The 12,720-nt window shown below is 53.7% G+C and carries 9 protein-coding genes; 2 read left to right on the forward strand and 7 right to left on the reverse strand.

The window, feature by feature from the left end; translation table 11 throughout:
* The first annotated feature begins 45 nt into the window (after positions 1-45).
* Positions 46-867: a serine O-acetyltransferase gene (gene cysE, locus ABVM99_RS21100; RefSeq protein WP_001112114.1), complete on the forward strand. Its 822-nt coding sequence runs from the start codon at positions 46-48 to the stop codon at positions 865-867.
* 82 nt (positions 868-949) lie between these two features.
* Here cysE and ABVM99_RS21105 read toward each other — a convergent pair whose 3' ends face one another.
* Complete coding sequence (locus ABVM99_RS21105; RefSeq protein WP_001092104.1) at positions 950-2,260, reverse strand: MFS transporter; 1,311 nt, start codon at positions 2,258-2,260, stop codon at positions 950-952.
* 73 nt (positions 2,261-2,333) lie between these two features.
* Complete coding sequence (locus tag ABVM99_RS21110) at positions 2,334-3,530, reverse strand: L-talarate/galactarate dehydratase (RefSeq protein WP_001218249.1); 1,197 nt, start codon at positions 3,528-3,530, stop codon at positions 2,334-2,336.
* A gap of 318 nt (positions 3,531-3,848) precedes the next feature.
* Between ABVM99_RS21110 and ABVM99_RS21115 the strand changes: the two genes are divergently transcribed.
* Complete coding sequence (locus tag ABVM99_RS21115) at positions 3,849-4,853, forward strand: LacI family DNA-binding transcriptional regulator (RefSeq protein ID WP_001537635.1); 1,005 nt, start codon at positions 3,849-3,851, stop codon at positions 4,851-4,853.
* 67 nt (positions 4,854-4,920) lie between these two features.
* On the opposite strand, the gene trmL is transcribed toward ABVM99_RS21115, so the two are convergent.
* The 5 genes from trmL to sadA form a co-directional block, all read right to left on the reverse strand.
* Positions 4,921-5,394, reverse strand: a complete 474-nt coding sequence (gene trmL / locus ABVM99_RS21120) for a tRNA (uridine(34)/cytosine(34)/5-carboxymethylaminomethyluridine(34)-2'-O)-methyltransferase TrmL (protein ID WP_000932335.1) — start codon at positions 5,392-5,394, stop codon at positions 4,921-4,923.
* 64 nt (positions 5,395-5,458) lie between these two features.
* On the reverse strand, positions 5,459-6,649 hold the full coding sequence (gene lldD, locus ABVM99_RS21125) for an FMN-dependent L-lactate dehydrogenase LldD (protein WP_023195158.1): 1,191 nt from the start codon (positions 6,647-6,649) through the stop codon (positions 5,459-5,461).
* Positions 6,646-7,422: a transcriptional regulator LldR gene (gene lldR / locus ABVM99_RS21130; RefSeq protein ID WP_000636696.1), complete on the reverse strand. Its 777-nt coding sequence runs from the start codon at positions 7,420-7,422 to the stop codon at positions 6,646-6,648. Before lldR ends, lldD begins: the two co-directional genes overlap by 4 nt.
* On the reverse strand, positions 7,419-9,074 hold the full coding sequence (lldP, locus tag ABVM99_RS21135) for an L-lactate permease (RefSeq protein ID WP_001055308.1): 1,656 nt from the start codon (positions 9,072-9,074) through the stop codon (positions 7,419-7,421). The genes lldR and lldP overlap by 4 nt, the downstream gene beginning before the upstream one ends.
* Positions 9,075-9,372: 298 nt before the next feature.
* Positions 9,373-12,720 (reverse strand): trimeric autotransporter adhesin SadA (gene sadA, locus ABVM99_RS21140; protein ID WP_393927297.1); only part of this gene is annotated, 3,348 nt, incomplete at its 5' end.

Consider the following 12,720-nt stretch of genomic DNA (forward strand, 5'->3'; position numbering starts at 1 on the left):
CCGCACAGAACGGGTTGGTCGTTTTCTGCCCGTCTGGAGTAAGCCATGCCGTGTGAAGAACTGGAAATCGTCTGGAAGAATATTAAAGCTGAAGCCCGCGCTTTAGCTGACTGTGAGCCTATGTTGGCCAGTTTTTATCACGCCACGCTACTCAAGCATGAAAATCTGGGCAGTGCGCTGAGCTATATGCTGGCAAATAAACTGGCGTCGCCCATCATGCCCGCTATCGCTATTCGTGAAGTAGTTGAAGAAGCCTATGCCGCCGACCCGGAAATGATCGCGTCGGCAGCCTGCGATATTCAGGCCGTGCGCACTCGCGATCCGGCGGTGGATAAATACTCCACGCCGCTGTTATATCTGAAAGGCTTTCATGCGCTACAGGCCTACCGCATTGGTCACTGGTTGTGGAATAAAGGTCGCCGCGCGCTGGCTATCTTCCTGCAAAATCAGGTTTCGGTCTCGTTTCAGGTGGATATTCACCCGGCAGCGAAAATTGGCCGCGGGATTATGCTCGACCATGCCACCGGTATTGTGGTGGGGGAGACGGCGGTTATTGAGGATGATGTGTCGATCCTGCAATCCGTCACCCTGGGCGGTACCGGGAAAACGAGCGGCGATCGTCATCCTAAAATCCGCGAAGGCGTGATGATTGGCGCGGGCGCGAAAATTCTCGGCAATATCGAGGTGGGGCGCGGCGCGAAAATTGGCGCAGGTTCCGTCGTTTTACAGCCTGTCCCGCCGCACACTACCGCCGCAGGCGTTCCGGCGCGTATTGTCGGCAAGCCGGGCAGCGATAAGCCGTCGATGGATATGGACCAGCATTTCAACGGGCTACATCATACGTTTGAGTATGGCGACGGCATCTGAATTGCGCGGTACAACTAAAAAACGCTGTTCCGATGGAGTGCAATCCCGGAACAGCGGAGCGAAGAATTCGCAATGTGGACAATCAGGCTGCGGATGATGTCAGCGTGATGCGATCCAGCGGGCCGACGATAAACAGATATGAAATGAGACCAATAAGTCCCATTGAGCCAACGTATAAAATGGCAAAGTCGAACGACTGAGTATTGGCAAGAATCACGCCGATGACCAGTGGCGTAACGATGCTTGCCATATTGCCGCACATGTTAAATACACCGCCGGCAATACCCAGAACTTCCTTCGGCGAGGTGTCGCTGAGTACGCACCAGCCCAGGTTACCAAACCCTTTGGCAAAAAAGGCCAGACTCATCGCCGCAATGACCACAAATTCTGAAGAGGTGTAGTTGGCGATCACAATTACGCAAGAGAGCAACATACCGCAGATAACAGGCAGTTTCCGCGCGACGGTAAGGCTATAGCCGCGTTTGAGTAGCCAGTCGGAGAACACGCCGCCGAGCAGGCCGCCAATAAAACCGGCAATGGCTGGAATACTGGCCACAAAACCGACTTTCAGAATCGACATGCCTTTCGCCTGGTACAGGTAGGTCGGGAACCAGGTCAGGAAGAACCAGGTGATAGAGGTGACGCAGAATTGCCCGATGTAAACACCGATCATCATCCGGTTAACACAGACGGTTTTAATCTGCGCGAACGTTATTTTCTGCGGCTCCTTTTTACAGCCCAGAGAGGGCTCGCCACCACCGCTACGAATATAGTCAATTTCCGCTTGATTAACTTTTGGATGGTGCATCGGATCTTTGACTTTCATTAACCAGAATATACCGAGCATCACGCCAATAGCGCCAATATAATAGAAGACAAAATGCCAGCTTAAATTATGCAGAATGATCGTCATTAGCGGGGTGATAATGCCCAGCGAGATATATTGCGCAGCCTGATAAACTGAAGTAACGAAACCTCGTTCATTATTGGGAAACCATTGTACGCTTAAACGACTGTTCGCCGGAAAGGCAGGCGCTTCAATCGCGCCCATCAGCAGACGTAGAATAACCAGTACAATTAATGGGCTGCCATACAGATAGATCGTTCCCTGAAACATGGTTACTAACGACCAGCCAATCAATGCGCAACCGTAAACCAGTCGTGAACCGTAGCGGTCTAATAGCCAACCACCGGGTAGTTGCATAATGACATAGGCGATACCAAATGAGGAGAAGGCCAGGCCCATCGCTTCCGGATCAAAACCTAATTCTTTACTCATTATTGGGGCAACTACGGATAGAGTTGCGCGATCCGCATAATTAAATACGGTAGCAAGAAATAAAAATATAAGAATGGTATGACGCACTTTTGTGCGCTTTATTATTGTGTTCATTATCTACTCCTCAGATAAGGGCAGAATGCATCCTGTAAGGTAAGAGAGGCGGGACGGATTCCCGCCAGTCGGGTTAAGGGCGTTTGCCAAATTCACATGTTAATTGTGTCCAGCGGCGCGCTTGTTCACTGAGCGTGAAACCCAGACCATGACGATCGGAAATCCACATGCGGCCATCGCGCAGCTCAAGTTGCTCGTTGAATAATGGGTTCAGCCACTCGAAATGTTCCAGCCACGGCTCCAGGGGATACGCTGCGGAAAGGTGCAGGTGTACTTCCATCGCAAAGTGCGGCGCCAGCTTACGCCCGTGTTTCGCCGCCAGATCCATAATCTTCAGGAACGGAGAGATACCGCCGACACGCGGCGCATCTGGCTGAACGAAATCGCTGGCATTGCCCAGAATCAACTGCTCGTGTTCCCGGAAACTGGTCAGCATTTCCCCGGTGGCGATAGGCGTATCCAGCGCGGCAGCAAGCTGGGCATGGCCTTCGATGTCGTAAGCATCTAATGGTTCTTCAATCCAGATAAGATTGAACTGTTCCATTTTACGCCCCATGCGGATAGCCGTTTCGCGATCCCACTGCTGGTTAGCGTCAACCATTAACGGGAACTCATCCCCAAGCGCTTCACGTACTGCGGTTAAGCGGCGAATATCCTCAGCGCAGTTGGGTTGTCCGACTTTCAACTTAATACCGCCAATGCCATTTTCGCGGGAAATCACCACATTTTTCAGCACTTGATCGAGCGGTGTATGCAAGAACCCCCCTGAGGTGTTGTAACACTGAACGGAGTCGCGGTGCGCGCCCAACAGTTTTGCCAGTGGCAGACCGGCACGTTTAGCCTTCATATCCCATAAGGCGATATCGATAGGGGAGATAGCCTGTACCGCCATCCCGCTACGCCCCACCGAGGCTCCGGCCCACAGCAGCTTAGTGTATATTTTGTCGATATCATTGGGATCTTCGCCCAGTAGATTATCGGCTATCTCTTTGGCGTGAGCATAAATACCCTGGCCGCCAGCACGTTTGGAGTAGCTAAAACCAACGCCTTCAAAGCCGTCGCGACTGCGGATTTCGGCAATGATGATTGCCACTTCGGTCAAAGGTTTCTGGCGACCGGTCAGTACCTTCGCGTCACTCACTGGCGTCGCCAGCGGTAGAAAAGCCAGTGATAGCTTCACCCATTCGATACGATCGCCGGTTTCTGCCGCGGTTCTGGTATTCGCCGCTTTTGCATACGTTACGGCGTCGGAATTCGCGCTTAAAGCCATTTTTTTTCTCCTGATAATCACAAAATGATTGCGCTAACATTTTTATTATTAAGCGAGCACAGGATCCAGAAAGTTGATGTTGATTTGAACATTTGATCACATATGCCGTATAAAAAGCAGAATTTATTGCAAAATGGATCACGATCCAAAAATATCTGGTGAAATGCATAATACAAAATGATGGCGCTATCATTTTGTAATGACTGAGCTTGATAAGCTACTGTATTTACGGCCTTTCCTGATGCGAAGCTGGCAATAGCCGCAGGCATGATGAATAATGCGCGGATAAATCAGCCAATCTTTGCAGGGGCATCAGACGTGAAGAGAACCAAATCACCTCGTGCGCCGACGCTGGAAGATGTAGCACGTAGCGCCGGGCTGTCTCCGATGACAGTCAGCCGGGCATTGAATTCGCCACAACTGGTTCGCCCCAAAACGGTTGAGAAAGTCATGCAGGCGGTTCGCGTCACAGGCTACATACCCAACGCGTTAGCCGGTGGTCTGGCGTCGCGACGGAGTAAATTAATCGCTGTCGTCGTGCCGCAAATTAACAACAACATGTTTGTCGATACCATCCAGTCATTGAGCGATGAACTGGCCCGACGCGGATATCACATATTGCTGTGCGTGGCGGGATATACCGAACAAACGGAAGCGGAGTTGGTGGCGACACTGCTTTCCCGCCGCCCCGATGGCGTGGTGCTTACCGGGATCCATCACACGATAGAACTGAAAAAGGTCATCCTGAACGCGGCTATTCCGGTGGTGGAAATTTGGGACTTAACGCCCACGCCGCTTGATATGCTGGTCGGTTTTTCCCATGAAAAAGTCGGGCAGGCGACGGGGGAGTATCTTCTGAGTAAGGGCTATCGTCGTCCCGGCTTGTTGTGGACCGCCGATCGCCGAGCCGCGCAACGTAAGCAGGGGTTATGTAGTGTTCTTCAACGCCACGCTATTCATGCCGTACCACAGGTGGATGTACCCCTTCCGGCATCGCTTTCGCTGGGGCGCAGCGGTTTAAGCCAGCTTTTTGACGAAGGGACGTTTGATGTCATTGTTTGCAGTTCTGATACCCTGGCACAGGGGGCGATGATGGAGGCGGAAAGCCGTGGTTTGCGCATCCCGCATGATTTAGCGGTTATTGGTTTTGGCGACCTTGATTTTGCCGCCAGCAATCGACCGTCAATTACTACCGTAAGCGTTGACAGACGCGCCATTGGTCAGCGCGCCGCTACGCTGTTGGCCGATCGTATTGAACAGAAACCGTGCGCAGAAGCTATTGTGGATATTGGCTTTCATTTGATTGAGCGAGAGTCCGCATAAACGGGAACATGCCATCGGGATCGGCCAGGCCGGATCAGGCGTTAGCCGCCATCCGGCATTGAATATATTACGACCGCAATACCGCGCCGGGATATCCTAACTGGCGCCACGCTTCATACACCACCACCGACACCGCATTCGACAGGTTCATGCTACGGCTATCCGGCATCATCGGAATGCGAATCTTCTGCTCTTTAGGCAACGCATCGAGAATGCTGGCGGGCAGGCCGCGCGTTTCCGGGCCAAACATCAAATAATCGCCATCCTGATAGCTTACGGCGCTATGGGCGGGCGTGCCCTTTGTCGTCAACGCAAACAGGCGCTGCGGGTTTTCGGCGGCGACAAAGGCGGCATAATCGTGATGGCGCTGAACCGCGGCGAATTCGTGATAGTCCAGCCCTGCGCGGCGTAAGCGCTTATCATCCCAGGTAAACCCCATCGGTTCGATGATGTGCAGACGAAAGCCGGTATTGGCGCAAAGACGAATGATGTTGCCGGTATTCGGCGGGATTTCTGGTTCGAAGAGTACGATGTTAAGCATGATGCCCCCTTAAATGCGGGGGGCAGAATAGCAGAAATTTACCGGGCTCTCACGCGCCAGGCGCTCAGGCGGAATCGCCTTTGCTCATTGGCGCCAGCGCGGCGGGCAAACTTCTCCCCAGTTCCTGCACCAGTGAATCGCCACTGATTTCGCTAATGGATTTCGCGCCGGTCAGGGTCATGGCGACTTTCATCTCTTTCTCGATCAGGTCCAGCAGGTTGGCGACCCCCGCTTTTCCTGCCGTCGCCAGCGCGTAGAGATAGGCCCGACCCAGCAGTACGGTATCGGCCCCCAGCGCAATCATACGCACGACATCCAGCCCGTTACGAATCCCGCTATCCGCCAGAATGGCGATATCGCCTTTCACCGCATCGGCAATGGCGGGCAGGGCGCGGGCGGAAGAGAGCACGCCATCGAGCTGGCGGCCGCCGTGATTCGACACCACGATACCGTCAGCGCCGAAACGTACCGCATCGCGGGCATCTTCTGGATCGAGGATCCCTTTGATCACCATTGGGCCGTCCCAGAATTCGCGTATCCACTCCAGATCTTTCCAGGAGATGGACGGATCGAAGTTATTTGCCAGCCAGCCGATATAGTCCTCAAGGCCGGTCGGTTTACCCAGATAGGCGGAAATATTGCCTAAATCATGCGGGCGACCGTTCAGGCCGACATCCCACGCCCATTTAGGGTGCATCACCGCCTGCCAGTAACGGCGCATGGCCGCGTTTGGGCCGCTCATCCCGGAGTGGGCGTCACGGTAGCGCGCGCCCGGCGTCGGCATATCCACGGTAAAGACCAGCGTGGAGCAGCCCGCCGCTTTTGCTCGTTCCAGCGCATTACGCATAAAGCCCCGGTCACGCAGTACATAAAGCTGGAACCACATCGGGCGCTTAATGGTTGGTGCAACTTCTTCAATCGGACAGACGGAGACGGTGGAAAGGGTGAACGGAATGCCCTTTGCGTCTGCGGCGGCGGCGGCCTGTACTTCGCCGCGACGGGCGTACATGCCGCACAGGCCTACCGGCGCTAATGCCACCGGCATCGACAACGTTTCGTTAAACAGGGTCGTTTCCAGGCTTAAATCGGACATATTTTTCAGCACGCGCTGGCGCAGAGCGACTTGCGACAGGTCTTCCACATTTCGGCGCAGGGTATATTCCGCATACGCGCCGCCGTCGATGTAGTGGAAGAGGAAAGGAGGCAACGTGCGCTGAGCTGCGGCGCGATAATCGCTGGCTGCTGAAATAATCATGATTTATTCTCCCTGGTCATCTCATTATGGTCGCCGGGCAGGCGGGTAATACGCGCCTGGCGGGCCTGGTCTTCATCAAATCGTTTAATCGTGGTGTGGACAAAACTGAGGTGCGCCATCATCGCTTTACGCGCGCCCTCGGCGTTACCGTCCAGAATGGCGTCCATCACCGCCTGGTGTTGTTCCGTCAGCTTTGAGAATACGGGCGGAACGAGATACATACGCTGGCGACTCTGTTTGACGGAGGATTGCAGGACGTCGAAGAAACCGCGCATGGTTTGCAACAGCACCACATTGTGCGAGGCTTCCGCGATCGCCAGATGAAAGCGCACGTCGGCCTGGGAGGCGAGATCCGGGTCTTCGCTGAGCGTCGCATCAAAGCAGAGTCTGATTTTCTCTTTGTCGGCAGCGGTGGCACGCATGGCGGCGTGCCAGGCCGTACTGGCTTCAATGGCGTGGCGGGCTTCCAGAATGTCGAAACTGTAGTCCGGATCGTTCGCCATCAGCATTTTCAGCGGTTGCACGATATTCTGTTCAGACCAGGTTTCGTGCTGCCAGCGGACAAATGTCCCGCCGCCGCGACGACTCACCAGCACGCCTTCGCTGACCAGCTTCGCCAGCGCTTCGCGTAAAGAGTTGCGTGATACGCCAAGCTGTAGAGCCAACTGGCGCTCGGCGGGCAATTTCATGCCCGCTTCCAGGTTTTGTTCTTCAATCAGCGCCCGCACGCGAGAGGCAATCTCGTCTGACAGGCGTTTTGGCATCACAATCACGGAATCATCCAGGTTAAAACATAGGCCTGAAGCGTAGTGATCACGCCCACCATACAGGTGAAGATCAGGCTGTGTTTGACGGTAAAACGGAACAGATCGGACTCTTTTCCTACCAGTCCCACCGCCGCGCAGGCGATGGCGATAGACTGCGGCGAGATCATCTTCCCGGTTACGCCTCCAGTGGTATTCGCCGCCACCATCAGCACATCAGAGACGCCGATTTGCTGCGCCGCGGTAGCCTGTAGAGAGGCAAACAGCGCGTTAGATGAGGTGTCGGATCCGGTCAGGAATACCCCCAGCCAGCCGAGGAACGGCGAGAAGAACGTGAAGGCGCTGCCGGTGTGCGCCAGCGCTAACGCCAGCGTAGAAGAAAGCCCGGAATAGTTCGAGATAAACGCGAACGCCAGCACCATGCCGATGGAGTAAATCGGCAACGCCAGCTCTTTCAGCGTGCTGCCAAAGGTCTGGATTGCGGCTGAGGGTTTCATTTTCAGCCAGACGATAGACAACAGCGCGGCAAACAGGATCGCCGTGCCGGTGGCGGAGAACCAGTCAAATTTATACACCGCCGCGTAAGCGGTCGCTTCGTGTACAACCGGCGGCATACGGGCGACCAGTTTATCGAGATACGGTACCGGAACGTTAATTACCCAGTCATACAGCGCGCCGCCGGGGGCAAACAGCGCTTTGAACGGCGGTATGCTCCAGAGAGTGACCGTGGCGGTCAGGAACAGAAACGGCGACCAGGCGCGAACGATTTGCCCTGTCGTATAGCGGGTACGGGCCAGCGTCTGATCGACCTGTGACGCGCCCATATCGCCGAAGCGGAAGATGCGCACCGGCTGCCAACGTTTGAGGAACAGCGTCAGACACACCAGAGATACCAGAGAAGAGATAATGTCCGGCAGTTCCGGCCCGATAAAGTTGGAGCTGAGATACTGGGCGATAGCAAACGAACCGCCAGAGACCATCACCGCAGGCCAGGTTTCTTTCACGCCGCGCCAGCCGTCCATAATCGCCATAATCCAGAACAGCACGATAATGGTCAGGAACGGTAGCTGACGACCGACCATCTGACCGATTTCAAAGCTGTCCAGGCCCGTGACCTGTCCGGCAACCAGAATCGGGATCCCCATCGCGCCAAAGGCGACTGGCGCGGTGTTTACAATCAGGCACAGCCCTGCCGCATACAGCGGATTAAAGCCCAGACCCACCAGCAGCGCGGCGGTTATCGCCACCGGCGCGCCGAAACCCGCCGCGCCTTCAAGAAACGCGCCGAAGCAGAAGCCGACAATCAGCATTTGCAGACGTTGATCGGGGGTAATCGACAGAATTGACGAGCGAATAATGTCAAACTGCCCGGTCTTGACCGAAATTTTATAGACGAAGACCGCGGCGATGATTATCCAGGCAATCGGCCATAGCCCGTAGAAGAAGCCATACACGACCGATGCCAGCGCGTGATCGACCGGCATTTTATAGAACAGCAGCGCGACGGCGAGCGCGATAACCACCGTCCACGAAGCGGCAACGTAGCCTTTCAGCTTGAGTTTAATCAGGGCGAAAAAGAAGAACAGGATTGGGAGCGATGCGATCAGGCTGGAAAGCCAGATATTACCCGCCGGGTCATAGTTTTGTTGCCAGAGGTTCATTGCAGGTCTCCTGAGAACCACACGCATAATGGGATGAATCTTTGCTCATCTCGTTGAAGTCACATTATGTGTAAAAGTGGTCCTGCCAATATTGTTGTGTATGGATAATGACAACAAATAGTTAACCAGATGTTATTTATTGGCAACGGTATTGTAGAGTTAATTTAGTGAAATGTGAGTAGGCTGTGGTAACGGGCTAAAATTGGTAGGGCCAATTGAGGGGAGAGGACAGCAAAGGGAAGTGAAAAGGCAATGGCATTATGCCATTGCCTTTGATGTCGGGAGTGTTGTTACTTCATTACCACTGGAAGCCCGCGCCAATGGCCGCAGAGTAATCGCCCTGGCTGTTGCTGGTTCCTTGCAATTTATACACCCAGCCCCCGCTTTCACTTACCATGGAGACACCAATGGCGACGGCACTTTCACCATTAAACGTACCGCCAGCAATCGAGGTCATGTTGGCGCCCGGGGCGTAGGCTTGTGGCAGACCGGCCATCGCCATCGCTGAAGCGATACCGCCGCTCATCTTGTTTTCTACGCCTTTGATTTTGCTGTTCATTTCACCCATTTTCTGGTCGGTATAGGTGTTTGCTTCTTCGACGCTGCGTTTCAATTGCGCATAGTTAACCGCATCCGTATCATTCACCGCCGCTGAAACATTGCCGATCCGAGTGGTACCGCCACTCCCGTCTCCCAGGTTGAGCACGCTATAGTTAACCGAGCCATCTGCATTGGTTTCATAACGCACGGAGCCTGCTTCTGAGGCTTTCAGTTGCGCCACATTAACCGCGTCAGTGTTGTTCACCCCTGCGGCAACGTTGGTAATACGGCGTTGTTGAGTAGAAGAGCCAACAGACACAGTATTAGCTTCATCTGCGACTGAATTTGTGCCTAACGCCACGCTGTTTTCAGCGGCAGCAATAGAGCCAGAGCCAATCGCGACGCTGTCCGCACCCTGGGCATTTGCATCTACGCCATCGGTGTTGGTCTTGAAGTACTTGGTGCTACCGGTAGTGACGATATCGCCAATACCGTTTTCAATATTGGTGACGCGAGTATCAAGACTACTCACCTGCGTGTTCAGGTTATTGATGCTTTCGGTATTCGCGGCAACACGGCTGTCGGTGACTTTCAATTGACCAACGTTAACGGCATCGGTATCTGCCGAACCCGCCGCGACGTTAGTGATCTGACGTTGACCGTCTTCACTGCCGACAGAGAACTCACCGACAGAGTTCTGCGGTGTGTCCATGTTGTAGGCGGTGTAGTCAGTCTGTGCGCCGCGAGTGGTCTGAGAACCATTACCCATTGCAATACTGTTTGCATGGTAGGCGCGTGCGTTAGAACCGATAGCAATACCGTTGATGGCATCAGCCATCACCAGTGTATTCAGACCAATACCAATACCTGCATCAGCATTGACGATGGTCTTCGCACCCATTGCCAGTGAGTCAGTTCCGACAGCCAGTGAATCTTCTTCCGTTGAGTTTGCGTGGTAGTACTTGGTCGGTGTAGTAGTGACCGCACCAATGGCATTTTGTAACTGACGAACTGTTACCGCATCTTGCGCTTCAGAGCCGTCCGCAACGTTGGTAATTTGACGATAGCTTTCTCCATCCGTCCCCAATGACAACGCGCCCAGCAACTTTCTGTCTGTTGTATTGTAGCCAATGACGACGCCATCGCTTGTTACGCTCGTTTCTCGTATACCGGTTGTAATAGCGCGGTTAGAGGTGGATCCACTGCCCAAAGCGATACTGCCATCAATGGTGCTGCTGCTGTTTTGGCCAAGAGCCAGGCTGCCAGCGCCAGAGGCGACGGCCTCGTAACCTACTGCCGTTGCGCCGTTACCCGTTGCGTATGCATCCTGGCCTTCAAGCCCGTTATCATTCGTACGGATGTATTTCACGCCGGTACCATTTTCCGTGATATAGGTTTCGCTGGTATCGCCGGCTAGTTGGCTAATAGATTCATTATACTGAGAAATCAGCATGTTAGTTTCATAGAGCTGAGAGCCATTAACAGCGTCAGTACTGTCACTGGCGATTTCACCTGCTGCTACATTGGTTATCTTATTGGTACCGCTGGTACCGTGGCTGGCGCTGAACGCACCCTCTTCGTCATCCCAGCTCAGTGCATCGGTACCAAGATTGGTGATGGACGTATTGATATCCGCGATAGCAGAGGTGTTTTGATCCACCTTCTGGTTGGTTTCATACAACTGTGAGCCGTTTACCGCGTCTGTACTGTCCTCAGAAAGCGCCCCGGCGGCGACATTGGTTATTTTACTGGTGCTTCCACCGTGGTTTGCGCTGAAAGCGCCGATGTCTTCGTCCCATAACAGAGCGTTATCAGTGAGGCCGGTAATGGACGTATTAATGTCGGAGACAGAAGTATTCAGGTTCTCAATCGCGGTGCTGTTCTGAGTGATGTTAGTGGTATTGGCGGCGATATCGGTCGTGTTCTGATCCACTTTTTCATTGGTTTCGAACAGCTGCGAGCCGTTAACCGCGTCGGTACTTTCTTCAGACAGCTCTCCGGCAGCAACGTTGGTGATTTTGTTTGTCGTACTACTTCCGTGGCTGGCAGAGAACGAACTTGTTGTTTCATTCCAGCTCAGATTGTCAGAGCTAAGATTGGTGATGGACGTATTAATATCTGCGATAGCAGAGGTGTTTTGATCCACCCTCTGGTTGGTTTCATACAACTGGGAGCCGTTCACCGCGTCTGTACTGTCCTCCGAAAGGTCCCCAGCGGCGACATTGATGATTTTACTGGCGCTTCCGTTGCGGTTAGCGCTGAATGCGCCAGAGACTGCATCCCATAGCAGTGCATCGTCGGTGAGCGTGGTAACTGAGTTGCTCAGGTTGTTGATACTGGTGGTGTTGGTGGCGATATCAGTGGTGTTCTGATTGATGCTGGTTGTATTGGCAGCGATATCAGTGGTGTTCTGAGACACATTTTCATTGGTGGCAAACAATTGTGAGCCGTTAACGGCGTCGGTGCTGTCCGAAGCCAGGGTACCCGCCGCCAGATTGGTGATTTTGCTGTCGCTTCCGTTGTGGTTAGCGCTGAATGTGCCAGAGGCTGCATCCCATAACAGGGCATCATCGGTGAGCGTGGTGATGGAATCGCTCAGGTTGTTGATACTGGTGGTGTTGGTGGCAATATCAGTGGTGTTCTGATTGATGCTGTTGGTATTGGTGGTGATATCAGCGGTGTTCTGATCCACTTTCTCATTTGTATCAAACAACTGAGAGCCGTTAACGGCGTCGGTGCTGTCAGCGGCCAGGGTACCCGCCGCCAGATTGGTGATTTTGCTGTCGCTTCCGTTGTGGTTAGCGCTGAATGCGCCAGAGGCTGCATCCCACAACAGGGCATCGTCGGTGAGCGTGGTGACGGAGTCGCTCAGGCTGTTGATATTGGTGGTGTTGGTGGCGATATCGGTTGTGTTTTGGTTAATGCTGTCGGTATTGGCGGCGATATCGGTTGTGTTCTGGTTAATGCTGTCGGTATTAGCGGTAATATCGGCAGTGTTTTGGTTGATGCTGTCGGTATTGGTGGCGATATCAGCAGTGTTCTTATCCACTTTCTCATTTGTATCAAACAACTGAGAGCCGTTAACGGCGTCGGTGCTGTCAGCGGC

The organism is Salmonella sp. SJTUF15591 (genome assembly GCF_043356435.1).
GTDB lineage: Bacteria > Pseudomonadota > Gammaproteobacteria > Enterobacterales > Enterobacteriaceae > Salmonella > Salmonella enterica.